Source organism: Amycolatopsis sp. WAC 04197 (genome assembly GCF_003947475.1).
Taxonomy (GTDB): Bacteria; Actinomycetota; Actinomycetes; order Mycobacteriales; family Pseudonocardiaceae; genus Amycolatopsis; species Amycolatopsis japonica.
This window is the reverse complement of sequence record NZ_QHJK01000008.1, coordinates 387,914-408,613: the sequence shown is the minus strand read 5'-3', so window position 1 is coordinate 408,613 and position 20,700 is coordinate 387,914. Positions and strand designations below refer to the sequence as shown.

Sequence of the window (20,700 nt, the reverse complement as noted above, 5' to 3'; positions counted from 1 at the left end):
GTGACCAGCGTCCCCGAACGGGCCCGCGAGGCGTTCAAACGCCCCGGCAACAGTCTTTTCGAGCTGGGCGACCAGTTGCTGTTCTACATCCGCGCGCTCGCGGCGATCCCGATGGCCGTCACCCGCTACTTCCGCGAAGTGGTGCGCCTCCTCGCCGAAGTGACCTTCGGCAGCGGAGCGCTCGCGGTGATCGGCGGCACCGTCGGGGTGATGGTCGGCCTGTGCGTGTTCACCGGGATCACGGTGGGGTTGCAGGGTTTCAGCGCACTGAACCAGATCAACATCTCCGCGATGACCGGCTTCCTCACCGCGTACTTCAACACCCGCGAGATCGCGCCGCTCTCGGCCGGGCTCGCGTTGTCCGCCACAGTCGGCGCCGGATTCACCGCGCAACTGGGCGCCATGCGGATCTCCGAAGAGATCGACGCGCTCGAAGTGATGGCCGTGCGCAGCATGCCCTATCTGGTCACCACCCGGATCGTGGCCGGGTTCATCGCGATCATCCCGCTCTACGTGATCGGCCTGCTGATCTCGTACCTGGGCTCGCGGGTGACGACGGTGGTCTTCTTCGGACAGTCCGGCGGAACCTACGACCACTACTTCTCCCTGTTCTTGCCTCCTGAAGACGTGTTGTGGTCGTTCGGCAAGGTGCTCGTGTTCAGCGTCGGAGTCATCCTCACGCACTGCTTCTACGGCTATCGCGCCGCCGGCGGCCCGGCCGGTGTCGGGGTCGCGGTCGGCCGCGCCGTGCGGACGTCGATCGTGCTGATCAGCGTGCTCGATCTCTTTCTCAGCCTGGCGATCTGGGGCGCGACGACGACGGTGAAGGTCTCCGGATGAGCGCGCGGGCACGGACACAGGCGGCGGGAGTGATCTTCCTCGTCATCCTGGTGCTACTCGGTTGGCTCGCCGTCGCGATCTTCAACAAGGACTTCGAGCGGGCGGAAATGGTCACGCTCAAGGCCGACCGGGTCGGCAACCAGCTGGCCCCGCCCGCCGAGGTCAAGGTCCGGGGCGTCCCGTTCGGCGAGGTCAGGGCGGTCCGGGGCACCGCGGAAGGCGCGGAGATCGATCTGGCGATCGACCCGGCGAAGATCGATCAGCTGCCGCGCAACGTCTCCGCCCGGCTGCTGCCGAAGACGGTGTTCGGCGAGCGCTACGTCAACCTCGTGCTCCCGGAGCGGCCCGCCGGCGGATCGCTGCGGGACGGCGACGTCATCGGGCAGGACCGGTCGGCCAACGCGATCGAACTGGAACGCGTGCTCGGCGACCTGCTGCCTCTGCTGCGGGCGGTGCAGCCGCAGAAGCTGAACAGTTCGCTGGGCGCGATCTCGCTCGCGCTCGACAACCGCGGGAAGTCCTTGGGGGGCAGCATCGTCCAGCTCAACGACCTGCTCAACCAGGTGAACCCGCTCATGCCGCAGTTCAAGGCCGACATCAGCGGTCTCGCCGACGTGGCGGATCTGTACACCGGCGCGGCGCCGGACATCCTCAAGGCCCTCTCGGATCTCTCGACGACCGCGAAGACCATTGTGGACACTCGCGCGGACCTCGACAAGCTGTACACGAGCGTCACCACCGCGAGCGGCGACATGAACAAGTTCCTCGTGCAGAACAAGGACAACATCATCGGTGTCAGTGTGAAGAGCAGGCCGACCCTGGAACTGCTGTCCCGGTACTCGCCCGAGTTCCCCTGCCTGTTCGACGCGGTCAACCGGCTCAAACCGGTGATGGAGAAGGCCTTGGGCAAGGGCACCGGTGAACCCGGGCTGCACGTGACGCTGTCCGTCCACGACCCGCGCGACAAATACGTGCCGGGCCGGGACGATCCGCGGTTCGACCAGAAGGGCGGGCCGCGCTGCTATGGCGGCGGCGGGTCTTCGGCGGCGGTCGCGTTCGCCGCCGATGGGGACCTCGGTCCGGCCAATTCGAAGGGGGAGCGGGGGCTGGTCGCCGAGATCCTGGCGCCGTCGCTCGGGATGAAGCCGGCCGAGGTCCCGGACTGGAGCAGTGTGCTCGTGGGCCCGGCGTTGCGCGGTACGGAGGTGACCGTCCGATGAGGAGTGTCGCGGGCCCGGCGATCAAGGGCCTGATCTTCTTCGTGATCACCGCGGTGGCGACCGGGATCCTGGCCATCACCATCGCCAACTCCGGGGTCGGCACGACGGTCGGCTACACCGCGCGGTTCACCGACGCGACGTCGGTCAACCCCGGCGACGAGGTCCGGATGTCGGGTGTCCGCATCGGCCAGGTCGATTCGGTCGGCGTGGTCGAGCGGCGGCTGGCGGACGTGCGGTTCTCGGTCGAGAACAAACGCCGTCTCACGGCCGGTGCCACGGTCACCATCCGGTACCGCAACCTCGTCGGCCAGCGGTATCTCTCGATCGACCCTGGCCCGGACGGCCCGGCCGCGCTGGACGAAGGCGCGCTGATCCCGCCGGAACGGACTCATCCCGCGCTCGATCTCACCGCGTTGTTCAACGGGTTCAAACCGCTGTTCCAGGCGCTTTCGCCGAGCGACGTCAACCAGTTGTCGTTCGAGATCGTCCAGGTGCTGCAGGGCGAGGGGAGCACCATCGACAGCCTCATCGAGCACACCGCGTCGCTCACGAACACCTTGGCGGGCAAGGACCAGGTGATCGGCCAGGTGATCGGGAACCTCAACACGGTGCTCGACACGCTCAATTCGCAGGGCGACCAGTTCGACAAGCTCGTCGACGTCACCGCGCAGCTGGTCTCCGGGCTCGCCGGTGACGCGAAACCGATCGGACAGGCGATCGGCGGGCTCGGCGAACTCACCACGGCCACCGCGGATCTGCTCCAGGACGGCCGCAAGCCGTTGAAGGACAGCATCAACACGCTCGGCGACCTGTCGAAGAATCTCGCGGACAACACCCCCGTGTTCGAGCAGTTCTTGGCGAACCTGCCCAAGAAGCTGGACCGGATGGGCGCGATGGTCTCGTACGGTTCCTGGTTCAACTTCTACCTGTGTTCGGTGAAGTCGGACGCGCCGCCCGCGCCCGGCGGCCCGCCGGTCGGTATCCCGCTGACCCAGGGACGGTGCCGATGAAAGCGCCGAGGATCAAACCGTTCCGCAGCCGCAACCCCATCGTCGTCGGCGCCGTCACGGCCCTGCTGATGACCGTCACGGGTTCGGCGGTGTTCTTCTCCGACGATCTCCCGCTGATCGGCGGCGGCACCACGTACGCGGCGGAATTCACCGAAGCGGCCGGGCTCAAACGCAACGACGAGGTCCGGGTCGCCGGGGTGAAGGTCGGCGAGGTCTCCGACGTCCTGCTGGACGGCGCCAAGGTCAAGGTCCTGTTCCGGGTCAAGGACACCTGGGTCGGCAACCGCACCACCGCGGCGATCAAGATCAAAACCCTGCTGGGGCAGAAGAATCTCGTCCTCGATCCGGTCGGCAACGCGGAACTGGACCCGGACGAGCCGATCCCGGTGCAGCGCACGAGCTCCCCGTACGACGTCACCACGGTCTTCAACGACCTCGCGAACACGGTGGGCGCGATCGACACCGATCAGCTGGCGAAGGCGTTCGGCACCCTGTCGGAAACCCTCGGCGCTTCCACCCCGCAGGACGTCCGGACCGCATTCGACGGCATCACCGCGCTGTCCAAGACGCTCGCCTCGCGGGACCAGGAATTGGTGAAACTGTTCGCGAACACGAACAAGGTGTCCAAGACCCTCGGTGACCGCTCGCAGCAGATCGAGGCGCTGATCCGCGACGGCAACACGCTGCTCACGGAGCTGAACGCGCGCAAGGACGCGATCGCGAAACTGTTCAGCGGGGTGAAGAACCTGTCGATCCAGCTCAAGGGGCTGGTGGCGGACAACCAGAAGACCCTCGGGCCCGCGCTCGACCAGCTCGATCACGTCGCCACCGTACTGCTGCGCAACCAGGACAAGCTCAACGAGAGCCTGCGGCTGGCCGGTCCCTTCTACCGGCTGCTCGGCAACGCGGTCGGCAACGGCCGGTGGATCGACACCTACATCTGCGGGCTCGTCCCGACCGGCGGCACGCCGGGCAGCTGCATGCCTTCGAGGCAGGGAGGACGCTGATGGGACGCCACTTCACGCTGACGGATCTCGGCGCCCACGCCCGGCGGCGGGCCTGGCTGCGGCGGCTCGCGGTCGCCGTCGTCGCGGGCCTGCTGGTGACGGCGGCCTGGCCGCTGCTCACCCGGCAGGCCGACCGCGTCGTGACCGGGTTCTTCACCGCGACCGTCGGCGTGTACCCGAACACCGAGGTGCGGGTGCTCGGCGTCCCGATCGGTTCGGTCACCAAGGTCGAACCGCGCGGCACGAACGTCGAAGTGACCATGACGGTGCGGGCGGGAGTCAAGTTGCCCGCGGACGTCGGTGCCGTCGTGATCACGCCGAGCCTGGTCGCCGACCGGTACGTGCAGCTCACCCCGGTGTACCTCGGCGGACCGGAGCTGGGCGGCGACGCACGGATCCCGCCTGAGCGCACCGTCACCCCGGTCGAGGTCGACGAACTCCTGGGCAGTCTCAACCAGCTGATGACCGCGCTGGGACCGAAGGGCGCCAACCGGGACGGCGCCGTCAGCGACGTCCTCACCAAGGCCGCGACCTACCTCGACGGCAACGGCGGCAAGCTCGGCGAGGCGATCAAGAACCTCGGCGAGTTCGCCAGGACGGCGAGCGACTCCAAGAACGACCTGTTCACTTCGGTCGACAACATCAGCAAGTTCACCGCGATGCTCGCCGCGAACGACGGCAAGGTGAAACAGGCGATCCAGCAGATCTCCTCGCTCAGCAAGATCTTGGCCGATCAGCGGGACCAGTTCTCCGGCGCGATGACCGAACTCACCGAGGCGCTCAGCGTGGTGCAGGGCTTCATCAAGGACAACCGGGGCAAGGTCAAGTCCGATGTGGACAAACTCGCCGAGATCACCAAACTCCTCACCCAGCAGAAGGCGTCGTTGAGCGAGGCACTCGACGCCGCGCCGAACGCGCTGGCGAACGTGCTCGGCGCGTACAACCAGGGCGCTGGAACGCTGGACGGGCGAGGGAACATCACCGAATTCTCGGGGGCGAAATGAAGATCCGGATCGCCGCCGTGCTCGTCCTCGTGCTGGCCGCCACCGGCTGCAGCGACGGTGTCGACGTCTACGACATCCCGCTTCCGGGCGGGGCCGCGCTGGGGCAGCGCCCGATCCACGTCACGGCGAGTTTCACCAACGTGCTGGACCTCGTGCCGCAGTCCGGGGTGAAGGTCAACGACGTCCCGGTCGGCCAGGTGCGGACCGTCGATCTGGCGCCGGACGGCCGCAGCGCGGTGGTCGGCCTGCTGATCAACGGGGACGTGAACCTGCCGGCCAACGCCGTCGCGAGGCTGCGGCAGGCGAGCATCCTCGGCGAGAAGTTCGTCGAGCTCGCGCCGCCGCCCGAGGGCACGCCGAGCGGACGGCTGGCCGACGGCGCGGTGATCCCGCTGGCCAGTTCTTCGCTGACCCCGGAGATCGAAGAGGTCTTCGGCGCGCTTTCCCTGCTGCTCAACGGCGGCGGTGTCGCGCAGGTGCAGAACATCACCCGTGAACTCAACGACGCGCTCGGCGGCAAGGAGAGCGCGGCACGCAGCCTGCTGTCCAATTTGGACGTGTTCGTCCGCGGGCTCGACGAACACAAGGCGGAGATCACCCGTGCCATCGAGAGCGTCAACAAGCTCGCGGCGACGCTGAACGCGAACACAGAAGAGATCAAGGCGACGTTGAACGGGCTCACCCCCGGGATCGAGGTCCTGAACCAGCAGCGTCAGGCGTTGGTCGGGATGCTGAAGTCGTTGGACGGGCTCACTTCGGTCGCGGTCGAGACGGTGAATCGCAGCAAGGACGACCTCGTCGCCGACCTCAAGGCGCTCGAACCGTTGCTGCGGAAGCTGGCCGAGTCCGGGGACAAACTGCCGAAGGCGATGGAGATGATCTTCACCTTCCCGTTCCCCGACGCCGCGCTCGAAGCCATCCGCGGTGATTACCTGAACACGTTCCTGACCTTCAAGAACAATGGTGGCCGCTGATGTTGACCAAGTTCGTCCGCGTGCAGCTGGTGGTCTTCGTGACCATCGCGGTCCTCGGCGTCGCGTACGTCGGCGCGACGTACGCGGGGCTGGACAAACTGGTCCTCGATCGCGGATACACCGTCAAAGTGCGGCTCGCGACCGGCGGCGGCATCTTCAGCAACGCCGAGGTCACCTATCGGGGCGTGCCGATCGGCCGGGTCGGGGACTTGCGGCTGACCGCCTCCGGTATGGAGGTGGACCTCGAAATCGAGCCCGGCGGCCCGGAGGTGCCCGCGGACACCGAAGCCGTCGTCGCCAACCGGTCCGCCGTCGGCGAGCAGTACGTCGACCTGCGGCCGCGCCGCGACAACGGAGCCATGCTGCGGGACGGTTCGGTGATCGCCGAGGCGGATACGAAGATCCCGCTGCCGGTGGACGTCGTCCTGTCCAGTGTGGACTCTTTCGCGAACTCGGTGCCGAAGCCGGCGCTGCGGACCGTGGTCGACGAGCTGTACAACGCGACGTCCGACGCTGGCCCGGCGCTGGACCAGCTCGTCGGCAGGGGGATCGAGTTCGTGCAGGCGGCGAGCGCGCACGTCGGCCCGCTGACGAGGTTCGTGACCGACGCGCAGACCGTGCTCGACACCCAGGTCTCGCAGGCGGACGCGATCCGCTCGTTCGGTGCGAACGCGAAACTGCTCGCCGCGACGTTGAAGAGCTCCGACGGCGATCTGCGCCGGCTGATCCCGGCCGTCCCGGCGGCCGCGAACGAGGTCAGCACGCTGCTGCGGGAAACAGGCCCGAGCCTCGGCATCCTGCTGGCGAACCTGCTGACCACCGCGGACGTACTGGAGACGCGTCAGGACGGCATCGAGCAGCTGCTGGTCACCGCACCGAAAGCGGTCGCCGCCGGACACGCGATCATGGGGCCGGACGGCGCGCACGTCGGCCTCTCTCTGACGTTCTTCGACCCGCCGCCGTGCGTCACCGGTTACGGGACCGGCTATCGCGACGGACTCGACACTTCGCCGCGTCCGCTGAACACCGCGGCGCGCTGTGCCCTGCCGAAGGGTAACCCGACCAACGTGCGCGGCTCGCAGAACGTGCCCAGGAGGTGAAGGCCATGACTCGGATCGCCGCATTCCTCGCAGCCGTCGCCACCGCGGCCGCGGCCTGGTTCGGCTACTCGTGGTGGGACGCGAGCCGCGACGACGGTGTCGCGCGGGCCACGGTCCGCGACGAAGCCTTGCAGGTGGGCAGGCAGTCCGTCGCCGCACTGACCACTTTGGACTATCGACAGGCGGAACAGGGCTACCAGAACTGGCTGAACCTGTCGGGTGGCGCGTTGCACGAAGAGCTCGCGCGGGACAGGGAAGGCGGCCTCGGCCGGATCGGCCAGGCGAAGACCGTCACCACCGGCCGGGTCGTCGACGCCGCGGTGACCGAAGTGGACAGTGGCGGTGGGACGGCCGAAGTGATCGCTTCGGTCGAACTCGAGGTGCGGCCCGAAGGTGGGGAAGCCGTGACCAAACACAACCGGTTCCGCGCCGGCCTGAACCGGACGCCGGACGGGTGGCGCGTCACGTCACTCGGCCAGGTGCCGGTGACCGACACCGGAAAGCCCTGACGGAGGACGCGATGACCACGAAACGAGCCGACAAACCGGCGCGGCGCGCGGTGAAGGTGGCCGGGAAGATGGGCGGGAGCACCCGGGTTCTTGAACCTCCTGTCGAGGAGACCCCTGTCGATGCTCCCACCGCTGCTCCCGTCGCCGCTCCGGTGCGGCGGCGGGGCGCGGTGGTGTTCGGTGCGGTCGCGCTGGTGATGGCGGGCCTCGCGGGGTGGTTCGCCATCGAGGCGCGGGACGCGACGGCACCGCTGGCGCACAACACCGCGCTGACCGATGTCGCCACCACCGCGGAGGTGAGCGATCAGATCGGCAAGGCACTCGGCACGGTCTTCTCCTACCGCTACGACGATCCCGCCAAGAGCGAGCAAGCCGCGAAGGCGGTCCTCACCGGGCCGGCGCTGGGGCAGTACGACCAGCTGTTCGCGCAGGTGCGGGGTCTCGCGGCGGAGCAGAAGCTGGTCGTGACCTCGACCGCGGTGGTCTCGGGCGTCAAGGTCCTCGACGGGGATCGGGCTTCGCTGCTGGTGTTCCTGGACCAGACCGGTGTTCGGGGGGACGGGCAGCGGAGTACGGGGGCGGCTCAGTTGAGTGTGAGTGCGGAACGGGTCGAGGGGAAGTGGCGGGTGACCGCTTTGGCGGCTGCCTGAGGTCGGGGAGCCACCTCGGTGAGGGGTGTGTGGAAATAGGGACATTCAACGTCCCTATTTCCACACACCCCTCACTCAACGCAACCAAGGTCCCCAACCGCTTCCGTGAGTGACATTCCCGTCCTGCCGGCATCCCGCGGCCGGGTGTCGTGGCTGGCTGGAGGGGTTGCGAAAGCCACTTTCGCAACCTTCAACGTTGCGAAAGTGGCTTTCGCAACGTCGGCCGCGGCCGCGCAAACCGTCAAGAAGGAGCAGCCCGCAAAGCCAGGATCATCTCGAACCGCCGCTCAGGATCCCGCAGCCCGTCCGCGAACAGCGCCTCCAGTTCCTGAGCGCGAGAACGCACCGTCTGCGGATGCACCGCCAGCCGTTCGGCCACCTCGCGCACGTTCCCGCAGGTCTCCAGCCACGCCAGCAGCGTCCCGGCCAGCCGCGAATGCTGCTTACCGGTCAATCCGGCCAGCGGCCCGAGCCGTTCCCGGACGAGCTCGGCGGCCAGGAACGGCTCCTTGAGCAGCCACAGGCGCGAAAGATGGTCGACGCACCACGTGACGGGTTCGTCCACGAGCGCGCCGGAGTCGACGAGTCGCAGGGCCTCTCGGGCGGCCCGCAAGGAACGGGCGGCGAAGGCGGGCGGGACCGCGGGGCCGATCGCGGCCCGTGTGCCCGCCAGGGCTTCGGCGAATCGCTCCCGTTCGTCCGCTTCCGGCGCGGGCAGCAGCAGACAGGGTGAGGTGCTTTCGAAGTCGGTGAGCGCGGCCGGCGGGGCCTCGTCCGGCGGCTGGTCGAGGGCGACGGCGACAAGCAGGTCCGGCAGTTGCCAGCGGCCCAGGTCGGCGGCGTGTTTGACGACTTCGGGAGGCGACGGGGGTTCGGCGAGCAGGAGCTCCATGAGCCGGTGCCGCCGGCGCTCCAGTGCGCCGGCGGCCTTTTCCCGTGCCTCCGCGTGACCCTCGACCGACAGCGCCGAAAGTTCGTCGATGTAGGCGAAGATGGCCTCCGCGAGCAGGCACAGCGTCGCGGAAGGCACCCCGGCGCGGCGTCCGATTTCGGCCATCCGCCGCCAGGTCACCCTGGCGCCCACCCGGTAGGCCGCCTGGAGGACATCGACGTTGCGGCCCTGATGGAACTCCTGGACGCCCAGACTCACGAAGACGCTCCGCCGGTCCTCCGATGGCGCCTCGGGGTTTCCGAGGCGTTCCAGGAACTGCACGAACGCCATCTGCACGCCGGTCTTGAGCGCCTTCCCGAACGCTCCGTCCAGTGGCCGCGCGTACTCGGGGATGGTCCGCTGGATCTCGCGGACCACCTCCCCGGCCGTATCGCCCAGCCCCGGCCGGAACACGGTCGCCAGTTCTCTCGGCAGCAGCGCCCAGAGCTGGACCGGACGCCCGCTCGGCCCACCCGGCCGGGCGGGCGTGAGCAGCGGTCCGTACGTCGCCTCGACCCCGCTGCGGGCGTCCTGCGGTCGGGTCACCTCGTCACCTCGTTGTGAGTGGGAAACGCTGAGCTGGTCAGTCGTCGGCGAGCAGGGCCTCCGCGCGCAGGGCGATCTCCATGTCGAGCCGGTCGTCGGCGTTGTTCAACCGGTCGCCGAAGAGATCGATGAGCTGGTGCATGCGGTACCGGACGGTCTGCGGGTGGACCTTGAGCTTCTTCGCGATCTCCGGAGCGCTGCCTCGGGACTGGAGCCAGATCAGCAACGTCTCCCCGAGCCGCGCCCGCTGTTTGGGCGTGAGGTCGTCGAACGGGGCGAGGCTGCGCGTGCACAGCTCACGGACCAGGAACTCGTCGGCGAGCAGCCACAGGGTGGACAGGTGATCGCTGTACCGCGTGACCGGATTGTCCGGCAGGACCCCGCGCTGGACCAGCCGCAGGGTGCGGCGCGCCCACAGCAGGGACCGCGGCGCTTCGGTGAGCCGCACGGCCGGGCCGATCACCGCGCGCCAGCCGGGAAGCCGTTCGGCGAGATCCTTCAGGTGCTTGTCCGGGTCGCCGGTCACCAAACAGGGCTTCGGACCTTCGAAGTCGACCAGGACGTCGGCGTCCAGATCGGCGCTGTCGGGGTCCAGCGGGCCGAGCCGTCGTTCCAGTGCGACGACCGTGACTTCGGTGGGCAGTGCCCACTGGGCGTTCGCGGCGTGCGACGCGATCGACTGCGGTGAGGAGGGGGGATCGGAGAGCATCAGTTCGAGCAACCGGCGCCTACGTCTCGCCCTGGTGCCCGCGGCCCGTTCCTGAGCGGCCGTGTAGCCCTCGATGGACAGTGCGGAAATCTCGTCCACGTAAGCGAAAATCGCTTCGGCCGCGGTGCACAGGAGATCGGCGTCCGCTCCGATCGCCTGCCCGAATTCCGATACGTGCCGCCACGCGACGCGGCCGCCGACGCGGTAGGCCGTCTGCAGGCAGTCGAGACTGCGGCCCTCGCTGAATTCGACCTTCCCGAGGTTGCGGAACACCGCCGACCACTTGTCGAGCGGTGCCGTCCCCTGACCGACGGTATCGAGGCAGTGCAGGATCGCCTGCCGGATACCCTGCGTGATCATCTGTCCGAACGCGCCTTCCAACGGCTGCGCGTATTCGGGAACGGCTCGTTGCACCTCCTGCAGGATCGCTCGTGCCAAGGGGTCGGCCCGCGGCCGGAACCGCTCGCCCAGGTCTCTGGGCAGTGACGCCCACAGTCCATTCGCACCGGTGCTGCGCACAGGTCGGTTCTCCACTGGGGTTCTCGGTGCCGGCGTGAAGGCGCGCGGTCGCTGGACCGGACCCGGTGGCTGGCGGTGCGGGGTGGCGGGGTGGCGCACGTCGGGGTCGGGTCGTGCGGTCCGCAGATCGTGCCGCGAGAATCCGGTATCCAAGTCGGTCATGTTTTTATCCTTGCTGGCAACAAAATCAGCCTCTTCAACGGTGAAGCCGATCCAGATTTTGTGGCTCACGCAACATAAAATCCGGCCGAGAGGACTGTCAACGGCTGGCGGGAGCTTGATCGGCCACCTGGATGGACTACACCCGAACGGGTGGTCGGATCCGGCGGCGAGTGACATTTAGGCGGGCTTGAGATGGCGTCCGGATGACAACTTTTCCGGGCCGTTTTCGGGCGCTTCCGCCGCCTCGCTGGCGCGGATGAGCACCTCGACGACCTCGTCCAGGCTCAGCCTGGCGGGCGAGGTCGCGGCGAGGAAGCGTTCGAGCTCGCCGGCGAACCGGGCCGGGTCGGCCACATGTGGAAAGTGTTTCGCATTTTCGAACACGGTCAATCGGCTGTCCGGCAGCACTTCGGCGGTCTTCCGGCCGTGCGCGACCGGGATGAGCGGATCGTGCGCGCCCCAGACGACGAGCGTCGGCACCTCCTTGGCGAGATAGAGCTTGTCGATCGCGCTCGCGCGCTGGCCGCGGAGGTCGATCAGGCTGCGGGCGATGAACAGGAACGCGCGCCGCCTGCCCGGGTCGGCCAGTGACGCAAGGTGACGGGTCAGCTCGCGGGTCTCGGGGGAAAGTTTCCCGCCGAGGGACCGGCAGGCCGCGGCGAGCCCGCGCGCGATCGCGACGGTGGCGGGATTGACCGCCAGGGAAAGCGTCGCGTTGGCCCCTGGCAGCGCCGTCGCGCGCAGCACCGGGGTCACCTGCGGGCCGAGCCCGGCACTGCCCACGAGAACCAGCCGGGCGCACATCTCGGGGAATTGGTAGGCGAACTGCATCGCGATCCCGCCGCCGAGGGAATGCCCGACGATGGTGGCGTGCCGGTTCCCGGTGAGCGCGAGGACGTCGCGGACCACGCTCGCCATCGCGCCGAGGCCATAGTCGGCCCGCGGGGCGGCCGAATCGCCGTGTCCGGGAAGGTCCGGGACGAGGACGCGGCGCCCGAACCCGCTTCGCTCGAAGTGGTCGAGCAACGGGACCCAGGTCTCGCCGCTGCCCGAGATCCCGTGCAGCAGCACGAGCGGCTCGCCCGCTGCGTCCTTTGTGGACGGAACGTATTCCCGCAGCCGGATTTCCCGGCCGTGCAGGGTCAGTGTGCGCGCTTGGAGGGCCATGTCCCGCCTTTCCGTTGTCAGGCGTCAAAATAACGTGTGGAACGCCGGGTTCGTCAGCGTGTCGCCGGACACGTCCGGCGATTGCGACCCGGATGACAAGAATGCCGGGACCGACCCCGAGGCGGATGCCAAAAGCGGGGACGACGGCCTATTGCGCATCGACATTTTCCCACCGTCCCGGTATTCAGGAAAGCGTCGGTAAACACCCGTCACCACGGGGAGAAATGCGATGGCCTGCCGGGCTGACTTCCACGTCGACCAGCCGAGGGCGAAGCACGCCCGCCGCGGCCTCCGCTGGGTACTCCCCACAGTGCGGCCACCGGAACGGCGAGTGCGGCGGATCAGGTCCCTTCGTCGCGGCGGTGAGCGCGCATGAGGCGTTGCGCGCGCAGGGCGAGCTGCATGTTCAACCGGTCGTCGGCGTCCTTGAGGCGGTCGCCGAACAGATCCTCCAGCTGACGGAGGCGGTTTCGCACGGTCTGCGGGTGCACGCCGAGCCGCTGCGCGATCTCCGGTGCCCCGCCACGGGTTTCCAGCCATACCAACAGGGTGTCGCTGAGCCGTTCCTGTTGTTTCTCGCTCAGCGAGGTGAACGGGTCGAGGCTCTGCTTGGCGAGTTCGGCGCCGAGGAAGTCTTCGGCGAGCAGCCACAGCGTGGCGAGGTGGTCCCGGCACCAGATGACCGGGCCGGGCGCGTCCTCGCCGGTCAGCAGGAGCGCGCGGCGGGCGGTGCGGAGCGCGGCAGGGGCGTCGACGAGCGGTACGACGGGGGAGACCGCCACCCGCCAGCCGTCCAGCGCGTCCTTCAGCGGGGCGAGGTCGGTGTCGGGATCCGCGGTGAGCAGATACGGCTCCGCGGCGTCGAGGTCGGCCAGCACGGTGTCGTCGAGGAGATGGGCCGGAAAGGCGGGCGCACCCGCGGCGCGCTGCAGCGCGACCATCGCGGCGGCGCGCGGAACCCGCCAGCCCGCGCCGTCGGCCAGGCTGGCGATACTGCACGCCGAGCCTTCCGGCGCCTGGGCGATCAGCTCCAGCAGCCGTCGCCGCCGGAGCGGGATCGCCCCCGCCGCCCTCGCTTCCGCCTGCTGGTAACCCTCGATCGTCGTGGCGCAGAGTTCGTCGACGTAGACGAAGACGGACTCCGCCGCGAGCGCGATGACGTCGAGGCCGACGCCGAGCCCCCGCACGATGGGCCGCATCGCCCGCCATGCCGCCCGCGCGCCGACGGTCACGCTGTCGTGCAACGGTTCCAGGCTCCGGCCCTCGGCGAACTCCATCCGCCCGCGCATGCGGTAGAAGTCGATCCAGCGGTCGTGGGGGAGGTCCGGATCGCCGATGCAGTCCACGTAATGCCGCACCGCCCGTTCGCACGAGACGACCAGGACGCGGCCGAAGACACCGCGCAGCGGCTGCGAATACGCGGTGACCGACCGCTGCACCTGTTTGACCATGGCGGCCGCGGCGTGCCCGGTATACGGACGCAGTTCTTCGCCGAGCGAACGCGGCAACGTCGCCAGCATGCCGAAACCGCGGTACTCGACCACCAAGACCACCCTTTGATTTTCTTCGAACCGGGGAGAGAAACATGAATCCGTTTGCATAACCACGTCGGATCGACGGGAACGGTGCGGGGCCGTTTGTACTGGATCGGCGGACGGCCTGTACCCCGAATGTGACGTTGAATTTGCAACGGAAAGTCGCGGGGCTCACCGAGGTGACAACGGACGGGCGTTTCGGTGTGACGTCTTTTGACACGGATGTGTCGGCGGTTCTACGCTCCGTGCATTCGAGTGCGCCGGTGGCGCGCGGACGAAAGGGAATTGGTGCCCGTAATCGTCGGCCTACTTCTCAACGGGGGATCGCACACGTGAGCTGGCAGCCCGTCGGCGCCCTGTGGGCACGCCTGCCGAGGGAACTCGGCGACGCCGTCCGCCCGCGCATCCCGGCGATCGCCCGGCACTGCGTCGAAGGCGTGGTGTCCGAGATCGGTGAATGCGCCGAGGTGTTCAGTGACGGCGAGGCCCGCGCGGCGGCCGTCGAGCTGACCAGGCGCAGTATCGAACGCGCCATCGACCGGGTCGGCGTCCCCGAACTGCTGCAGAACGACCTCCTGGCCGATTTCCGCGCACAGGGCCGCATCGCGTTCCATCAAGGACTCAGCCGGGAAGCCGCGCAGGCGGCGTTCAGGGTCTCGAGCCGGGTGCTGTGGCGTTCGATCGCTTCGATCGGCCGCCAGCTCCAGCTGCCCGGTGACGTCCTCTATGGAGCGGCCGAATGCCTCTTCGGCGACGTCGTCGAGGTGACGATGGCGCTGGCCGACGGCTACAACGCCGCACAGGCGGAGGCGACGGGCCCCGCGGAGCAGCGGGCGCGGTTGTTCCGGCTACTGGCCGGCGGCACCGGGTACAGCCAGGCCGACGCGGGGGCGCTCGCCGTCGCCATCGGCTGGCGGATCCCGGAGCGGATCACGGCGGTCGTCTTCACCGCGGCACCCGGGGCGCCCTCGTTCCCGGCCGGTCTGCTGCCCTCGGCGGTTCCCGTCGATCTCGTCTCCGACGTGCCCGACGCGCTGGTGGCCTGCCCCGAAGCCGACCTGAGCGGTCTGCGGGAGCTGCCGTCCGGCTGGACGGCGACGGTCGGGGTGTCCGTTCCGACCGCGCAGGCCGCCGAGTCGTACCGCATCGCGCGCCGCGCGTCCGAGCTCGCCCAGCGGGGCATGATCACCACGGTCGGCCCGGTGCTGTGGTGCGAGGAGCACATCACCACGCTGCTGTTGCTCGCCGACGAGTTCCTGCTCGACCGGCTGGCCGGCGAGGCGCTGGAACCGCTGTCGGGGCTGGCGCCGCGTCAGCACGACGAGCTGTCCGCGACCCTGCTCACGCAGGTGCAGACGCGGGGAAGCGCGCCCGAGATCGCCCGGCAGCTCGCGGTGCACCCGCAGACGGTGCGGGCGCGGCTGCGGCGGCTTTCCGAGCTGTTCGGCGAGCGGCTGGACGATCCTGATCAGCGGCTGCGGATCGAGCTGGCCTTGCGCGCGGAACGGCTGCGGCCCGCCGACGTCTGACGGCTCCTGTCCACAAAGGACGCTGGGTCACGTAACTGGATGGACGGCACGGGACCGGCTCCGGCCGCGCCTTGTGTCCAGTCCGTGAAGGCCTCCTTGAGGGACCCAGAGTCCCTCAAGGAGGCCTTCACGGACTTCGGACCAGTAGGTGCATAGGACACGGTGCGTCAGGCGCAGTTCGACGTGGCCGGAGCGCCCGCGACCCGGTCCTTGAGGAACGCGAGCACGTCGGCGTTCCCGGTGTAGACCGCCGTGATGTGGTCGGTCTCGAAGGTCTTCCAGGTCGTCTTGACCCCGGCGGCGCAGTAGGCCTTGTGCAACGCGTCGGCCTGGGCGAACTGCACGAGCTGGTCCTGGGTGGCGTGGTAGAGGAACACCGGGACCTTCGGGGGAGTGCCGCCGAGCTTGTTCTCGTTGAGGCGCTTCACCCATTCCGGACGCACATACCCGGCGCTGGTCGTGTAGTCGGCGATCTTGTTGTTCGCGTAGGTGGTGAGCAGTTCGAACGTGCACGCGCTCTTCTGCATCTCGGCCAGCTTCACGCGGCCGTTGTCGCTGAGGAACGAGTCCAGTTTCAGTTCGGGGTAGGCGTTGTCCAGGCCGATCAGGGCGTAGGCGAAGACACCGAAACCGAACTTCCCGTCGAGCTGCAGGGTGACCTGGACGAGGTCGGCGGGCACACCGCCGGCGGCGACGCCGACGAGGTTCAGCTCCGGCGCGTAGGTGGGCTGCAGTTCGCCGGCCCAGGCGGCGGCCCCACCGCCCTGTGAGTACCCGCGGAAGAGCACCTTGGCGTCGGCCGACAGTTTCGACTCCGGCAGACGTTGCGCGGCGCGGACGACGTCGATCACCGCCGGGCCTTCCGAACGTCCGACCACGTAGGTCGTCTTCGGATCTTGGCGGTAGCCCTCGTAGTCGGTGAGGGCGACGGCGTACCCGGCGTCGAGCGCGTCGTCGAGACCGGACTGCTCGTAGAACGCGCCGATGTCGATCATCTTCGACGGTGTGCAGGTGAACGCGGGACCGTGCGTACCGGCGGCGAACGAGACGATCGGCGCTTTCGCCGGGTCCACGTTCTTCGGCACCAGCACGGTCCCGGTCACCGCGTCCGGCTGCCCGAGCGCGTTCGTCGACAGGTACATGACCTGCCACGCGTTGACGGAATCCTTACGCGGACCGGCTTTCGAGATACGCGAGCGGATGATGTCACCCGGTTTGCCCGCCGGGAGCGGGGACGGCGGGGTGTAGAACGAGTCGTCGGACGCCGCCGGGACGGCGGAGCTCGCCGGGCTTCCGGTCAGCACGGTCAGGAGACCGGCGGACAGGACGATCGCCAGCGCGACGGCGAGCGTCCGGCGGGACGGGCGGGGGAACGGGGTCGGCACGGCCGGGCCTCCAGGGCGGGGTGGCTGGTCGGGGGATCAGGCGTTGCCGCCGTAGACCTGGCGGCAGGTCGTGGACTCGGTGAACGCGAGATCCAGTTCCGGGTTGGTGCGCAGATGCTTGATCGGGCCTTCCGGCTCGCTCAGCCCGCTCATCGTGCTGTCCGCGTCGGCGACCACCTTCTGCAGGCTCGCCTGGTCGGTGACCTTCGCGTCCTGCATCTGCGTCAGGGTGGCGGACACCTTCGACTTGGTCTCGCCGAGTGTGGTGGTGGCCTTGTCCACGGCGGACTGTCCATCCGGGACCGGCGGCACACCGGCGTTCCGGATCCCGCCCGCCATGTCGTCGAGCGCGGCGGAGAGCGAGTTCAGGAAACTCACCATGGCGGTTTTCGTCGCCTGCGGATTGGCGGGGTCGAACGCCGGCGGCTGGGACAGTTTCGCCGAGCCCGTCGCGACGCCCGAGCACACCTTGTCGACCCATGCGAGCGCGGCCGGGTCGGCGTGCTTGCCCGCGTCGGCCGGGTCGTCCGACCCGCAGGCGCTCAGCAGGACCGCCGCGGCGGTCACGGAGACGGTGGCGAACGCGATTCGCGCTGCCGTGCGGCGCATTCTTTTCATGGTTTCCCCGTCGAATTCGGCGAAAGAGGGCCTGCCGCGGCACGACGAGCGGGATTCCGCGATGGTCGGCGGCGACCGGCTTGCTGAACCGCGAGGTTACTCACGAAAGATTCCGGCAGGCAAGGAGGGTGTGGCCCGGAAAAGGGGATTGGCATGCGCGAGATAGTTTTCCGGGCCGTGATTGTCACCCTCGTCAGCGGTTCCGCGAACGGCCTCATCCGGCTCTGAACTGGGGAAACCCATGTGTCGCTACTAGGAACACCCCGGTTGTACCGTGCCAGCGTGACAATTTACCGATGGCGCGTCAACTTTTCCGGGGAAGCACTTGATAGCGGTGCGGACGCGTCGTTAGTTTACTGTTCGGTTGCGATCCGTCAGACATCGTCGCTACCCGGAGAATTCTCCCGGGCCGATATTCATTGCTCTGGGGAATTGTACGCCGTTTCGTATCATCGTTGATACCACGGAAGGACGATCGTGAGTCACCGTAGAGGAACCAAGAAGGCGGTCGCCGCCGCCGCTGCCGGTGCCGTGGGGCTTGCCACCGCGGTACTCGTGGTCGGGGCACAGTCCAGTGTCGCCGATCCGATCTCGCTCCCGCTCAACTATCACTGCAACCTGCCGCTCGTGGGGTCGCAGTCGCTCAAGGTGGTGATCAACACCGATCTTCCGCTGTCGGTCAAGACCGGTCAGCCGACCGGGACGTTCGACATCAAGGCCGTCTCCACGATCAACGCGGACACGGTCAGCGGGCTCAACCTGATCGGTGCGACCACGCTGGAAGGCCAGGCCATCGCGGCGGCGACCGTGGCGGCGCCGGGGCTCAACCTCCCGGTCAAGGTCCCGAACGACATCGCCAAGCAGAACATCCCCACCTCGGGCGAGATGACGGTCAACGCGGCGGGCAAGACGCCTTCGCTGACCTTCAACCAGCCCGGCGAGGCGAAGATCACCGTAGGCGACCTGCAGTTGAAGGTCACCCCGCGCAAGGCCGACGGTTCGGTCACCGGCATCACGCCGGACGGCACGATCGACGCGCCCTGCACGCAGGATCCCGGCCAGAACAACACCCTGGCCACGATCAAGATCGGTGACGGGGGCGGCGGCACGACCACGCCGACCACACCCACCACCCCGACCACGCCCACCACCCCCACGACGCCGACCACGCCGACGACTCCGCCCACCTCCACCCCCGGTGGCGGCGGACTCAAGTACGCGTTCGGCATCAAGGGACAGACCGCGCTGAAGTCGCTCGGCAGCACGGCCGCGATCAACGGTGGGTTCGACGCGGACGTGGACCTCGCGTCGAAGACGTTCACCGGTGACCTGAAGCTCGACCCGTCGTCCACCCAGTTCAAGCTGTTCGGGTTCATCGACGGGCGTTCGGAGATCAAGGTCGAACAGGTCGGCAAGCAGACCGGTGAGCTCGTCGGCACCGGGTTTAAGGCGCACATCAAGTTCAACGTGTTCCTGCCGAGCGTGCAGATCTTCGGGATCCCCATCAGCACCGACCCGAAGTGCGGCACGGTCAGCCCGTCCACCAGCGAGATGACCACGGGTCCGGACTTCGACCTGCTCAAGGGCGGGAAGCTCACCGGCACCTACTCGCTGTCCGCGCTGCAGAACTGCGGTCAGCTGAACGACTGGGTCAGCGCGTTCGCCAAGAGCGACGGCAACACGCTGGACCTGAACCTCACCAAGAAGTAAATCAGGCAGCCGGTCCCCGTCGCCTCCCGCGACGGGGACCGGTGCCGTTTTCGGGAAGGCGACCATGCCCTTTCGTGCCAACGTCCGGATGCTGCTCGCGGCGGGCCTCATCGTGCTGATCACCGCCGGCTGCCTGCTGTTCGTCGCCGTCCGCAGCGCGGCGGCGGGCACGCCTGTCGACAAGAAACTGTCGTTCACCTGCCCGTTCCCGCTGATCGGGCTGCAGAAGCTCGACGTGAACATCAAGGCCGATTTCGAGGTGCCGACGGCGCCCGGCGGCACGCTCACCACCTCCGGGCTGACCATCACCGTGACCGTGCCGGACAAGGCCGCCCGCGGGCTGAACCTCGTCGGCGCCACCACCATCGAAGGCACCGCGGCGGCGGGCGTGACCCTGGTCAACGGCGACGCGAACCCGCTTCCCGTGCGTCTCCCGCTTAACGTCGCGAAGACCGATCTGCCGCCGTCCGGCTCGTTCAGCACGGTGGCGACCGGCTCCGTCCCGACCATCACGCTGGCGAAACCGGGCAAGACGACACTCACCGTCGGCGACTTCACCACCCGTCTCACCCCGAAGAAGGCCGACGGTTCCTTCACCGGGCTCGGCTCGTTCACCTCCGACTGCGTGCTCGACCCCGGCCAGGACCCGGTCCTGCTCTCCTTCGAACTCGGTGACAAACCCGCCGGGCACCGGTACGCGGTCGCAGGGAAGACCGGCGTCAAAGCCCTCGGTGCCGCCGCGCCGCTCACCGGCACGTTCGACCTGAGCCCCACCGCGGCCACTGTGTTCAGCGGCGGCCCGGTGTTCGACAAGGCGCACACAGACTTCCGGCTGTTCGGCTTCCTGCCGGGCACGGCCGATCTGGAGTTCGTCGCCGACGGACCGCAGGGCGGTGACCTCGCCGGGACCGGTTTCGTCGCGCGGCCCCGGTTCACCACCGTCCTCCCGCTCGTCACGCTCGTCGGCATGCCGGTCAGCACCGGGCCGTCCTGCCGGACGTCGGCCCCGTCGACGGCGGAACTGCGCACCGGTGACGGCTTCACCATGGCGAAAGGCGGCGCGCTCGCCGGCACCTACTCGCTCGCGCCCCTGACCGGCTGCGGCGCGTTCACCTCGTACGTGAGCACCCTCTTCCAGGGAGACGGCAACACTTTCGAGCTTGCACTGACCCCACGCCAGGCTTAGTGGTCGCGCTGGTCGTAAGTGGCGCAGCTGAAGTACATGAATGCCCCCTTCCTGTACCTAGGCGCAAGGATGGGGGCCTTCATGTACTTGGGGATGGCGTGAAGGACTCCTTCCCTCGGCTCAGCCGAGGGAAGGAGTCCTTCACGCGCTGCACGTGTGACTGCTGGTGCGTATGGGGCGAACGTGGCGGGCCGCGAGCCCGTTAATGCCTCCTAGGCGGATTCGTCTTTGTGGCCCCAATGTGGCATTGGGGACACTGAGCGTCTCCGATGCCACATTGGGCGCACCGACTTCAGGGTAGGCAAGGAGGCCTTCATGTACTTGGGGATACGCCACTCACGACCACCTGTACCGAAGCCTGACTGAGACACCTGTTTCCACCACCATCG

General features: G+C 68.3%; 18 protein-coding genes. 12 read left to right on the top strand and 6 right to left on the bottom strand.

The window, feature by feature from the left end:
* From DMC64_RS28915 to DMC64_RS28875, 9 genes are read left to right on the top strand one after another with little or no spacing between them, the layout of a single operon-like run.
* A complete protein-coding gene (locus DMC64_RS28915; protein WP_007033208.1) occupies positions 1–840 on the top strand; it encodes an ABC transporter permease in 840 nt (279 codons plus the stop codon).
* On the top strand, positions 837–2,060 hold the full coding sequence (locus DMC64_RS28910; RefSeq protein WP_125736078.1) for an MCE family protein: 1,224 nt from the start codon (positions 837–839) through the stop codon (positions 2,058–2,060). Before DMC64_RS28915 ends, DMC64_RS28910 begins: the two co-directional genes overlap by 4 nt.
* Positions 2,057–3,070 carry an MCE family protein gene (locus tag DMC64_RS28905; RefSeq protein WP_125736077.1) on the top strand — a complete coding sequence of 338 codons (1,014 nt, stop codon included), beginning with the start codon at positions 2,057–2,059 and terminating at the stop codon, positions 3,068–3,070. The genes DMC64_RS28910 and DMC64_RS28905 overlap by 4 nt, the downstream gene beginning before the upstream one ends.
* A complete protein-coding gene (locus DMC64_RS28900) occupies positions 3,067–4,077 on the top strand; it encodes an MCE family protein (RefSeq protein ID WP_199755131.1) in 1,011 nt (336 codons plus the stop codon). Before DMC64_RS28905 ends, DMC64_RS28900 begins: the two co-directional genes overlap by 4 nt.
* Positions 4,077–5,081, top strand: coding sequence for an MCE family protein (locus DMC64_RS28895; RefSeq protein WP_125736076.1), 1,005 nt, complete (start codon positions 4,077–4,079; stop codon positions 5,079–5,081). Before DMC64_RS28900 ends, DMC64_RS28895 begins: the two co-directional genes overlap by 1 nt.
* Positions 5,078–6,055 carry an MCE family protein gene (locus DMC64_RS28890; RefSeq protein ID WP_125736075.1) on the top strand — a complete coding sequence of 326 codons (978 nt, stop codon included), beginning with the start codon at positions 5,078–5,080 and terminating at the stop codon, positions 6,053–6,055. The genes DMC64_RS28895 and DMC64_RS28890 overlap by 4 nt, the downstream gene beginning before the upstream one ends.
* On the top strand, positions 6,055–7,155 hold the full coding sequence (locus DMC64_RS28885) for an MCE family protein (protein ID WP_073844181.1): 1,101 nt from the start codon (positions 6,055–6,057) through the stop codon (positions 7,153–7,155). Before DMC64_RS28890 ends, DMC64_RS28885 begins: the two co-directional genes overlap by 1 nt.
* A 5-nt stretch (positions 7,156–7,160) precedes the next feature.
* Positions 7,161–7,664, top strand: coding sequence for a hypothetical protein (locus tag DMC64_RS28880; protein WP_125736074.1), 504 nt, complete (start codon positions 7,161–7,163; stop codon positions 7,662–7,664).
* Positions 7,665–7,675: 11 nt separating this feature from the next.
* The gene (locus tag DMC64_RS28875) at positions 7,676–8,314 is read left to right on the top strand and encodes a hypothetical protein (RefSeq protein ID WP_125736073.1); all 639 of its coding nucleotides are present in this window, start codon (positions 7,676–7,678) and stop codon (positions 8,312–8,314) included.
* Between the two features lie 241 nt (positions 8,315–8,555).
* On the opposite strand, the gene DMC64_RS28865 is transcribed toward DMC64_RS28875, so the two are convergent.
* The 4 genes from DMC64_RS28865 to DMC64_RS28850 all read right to left on the bottom strand — a co-directional run bounded on the left by DMC64_RS28865 (position 8,556) and on the right by DMC64_RS28850 (position 13,901).
* Entirely contained in the window at positions 8,556–9,791 is a 1,236-nt protein-coding gene (locus tag DMC64_RS28865; RefSeq protein ID WP_125736072.1) for a CdaR family transcriptional regulator, read from the bottom strand.
* A 37-nt stretch (positions 9,792–9,828) separates the two neighbouring features.
* The gene (locus DMC64_RS28860) at positions 9,829–11,019 is read right to left on the bottom strand and encodes a helix-turn-helix domain-containing protein (RefSeq protein WP_016335166.1); all 1,191 of its coding nucleotides are present in this window, start codon (positions 11,017–11,019) and stop codon (positions 9,829–9,831) included.
* A 339-nt stretch (positions 11,020–11,358) separates the two neighbouring features.
* On the bottom strand, positions 11,359–12,348 hold the full coding sequence (locus DMC64_RS28855) for an alpha/beta fold hydrolase (RefSeq protein WP_125736071.1): 990 nt from the start codon (positions 12,346–12,348) through the stop codon (positions 11,359–11,361).
* 341 nt (positions 12,349–12,689) lie between these two features.
* Entirely contained in the window at positions 12,690–13,901 is a 1,212-nt protein-coding gene (locus DMC64_RS28850) for a helix-turn-helix domain-containing protein (RefSeq protein WP_125736070.1), read from the bottom strand.
* A 314-nt stretch (positions 13,902–14,215) separates the two neighbouring features.
* On the opposite strand from DMC64_RS28850, the gene DMC64_RS28845 reads away from it, so the two are divergent.
* On the top strand, positions 14,216–15,412 hold the full coding sequence (locus tag DMC64_RS28845; protein WP_125736069.1) for a CdaR family transcriptional regulator: 1,197 nt from the start codon (positions 14,216–14,218) through the stop codon (positions 15,410–15,412).
* 167 nt (positions 15,413–15,579) lie between these two features.
* On the opposite strand, the gene DMC64_RS28840 is transcribed toward DMC64_RS28845, so the two are convergent.
* Both DMC64_RS28840 and DMC64_RS28835 read right to left on the bottom strand, forming a co-directional pair.
* Positions 15,580–16,797, bottom strand: a complete 1,218-nt coding sequence (locus tag DMC64_RS28840) for a lipase family protein (protein WP_125736068.1) — start codon at positions 16,795–16,797, stop codon at positions 15,580–15,582.
* 36 nt (positions 16,798–16,833) lie between these two features.
* Positions 16,834–17,406, bottom strand: a complete 573-nt coding sequence (locus tag DMC64_RS28835; protein WP_125736067.1) for a hypothetical protein — start codon at positions 17,404–17,406, stop codon at positions 16,834–16,836.
* 486 nt (positions 17,407–17,892) lie between these two features.
* On the opposite strand from DMC64_RS28835, the gene DMC64_RS28830 reads away from it, so the two are divergent.
* A complete protein-coding gene (locus tag DMC64_RS28830; RefSeq protein WP_037339451.1) occupies positions 17,893–19,125 on the top strand; it encodes a DUF6801 domain-containing protein in 1,233 nt (410 codons plus the stop codon).
* 64 nt (positions 19,126–19,189) lie between these two features.
* Entirely contained in the window at positions 19,190–20,311 is a 1,122-nt protein-coding gene (locus tag DMC64_RS28825; protein ID WP_125736066.1) for a DUF6801 domain-containing protein, read from the top strand.
* Positions 20,312–20,700: the final 389 nt, after the last annotated feature.

Coding starts and splice junctions, on each gene's coding strand:
- DMC64_RS28905 (WP_125736077.1), top strand. CDS start 2,057: ATGAGGAGTGTCGCGGGCCCGGCGATCAAGGGCCTGATCTTCTTCGTG.
- DMC64_RS28895 (WP_125736076.1), top strand. CDS start 4,077: ATGGGACGCCACTTCACGCTGACGGATCTCGGCGCCCACGCCCGGCGG.
- DMC64_RS28900 (WP_199755131.1), top strand. CDS start 3,067: ATGAAAGCGCCGAGGATCAAACCGTTCCGCAGCCGCAACCCCATCGTC.
- DMC64_RS28890 (WP_125736075.1), top strand. CDS start 5,078: ATGAAGATCCGGATCGCCGCCGTGCTCGTCCTCGTGCTGGCCGCCACC.
- DMC64_RS28910 (WP_125736078.1), top strand. CDS start 837: ATGAGCGCGCGGGCACGGACACAGGCGGCGGGAGTGATCTTCCTCGTC.
- DMC64_RS28835 (WP_125736067.1), bottom strand. CDS start 17,406: ATGCGCCGCACGGCAGCGCGAATCGCGTTCGCCACCGTCTCCGTGACC.
- DMC64_RS28880 (WP_125736074.1), top strand. CDS start 7,161: ATGACTCGGATCGCCGCATTCCTCGCAGCCGTCGCCACCGCGGCCGCG.
- DMC64_RS28885 (WP_073844181.1), top strand. CDS start 6,055: ATGTTGACCAAGTTCGTCCGCGTGCAGCTGGTGGTCTTCGTGACCATC.
- DMC64_RS28875 (WP_125736073.1), top strand. CDS start 7,676: ATGACCACGAAACGAGCCGACAAACCGGCGCGGCGCGCGGTGAAGGTG.
- DMC64_RS28825 (WP_125736066.1), top strand. CDS start 19,190: ATGCCCTTTCGTGCCAACGTCCGGATGCTGCTCGCGGCGGGCCTCATC.
- DMC64_RS28855 (WP_125736071.1), bottom strand. CDS start 12,348: ATGGCCCTCCAAGCGCGCACACTGACCCTGCACGGCCGGGAAATCCGG.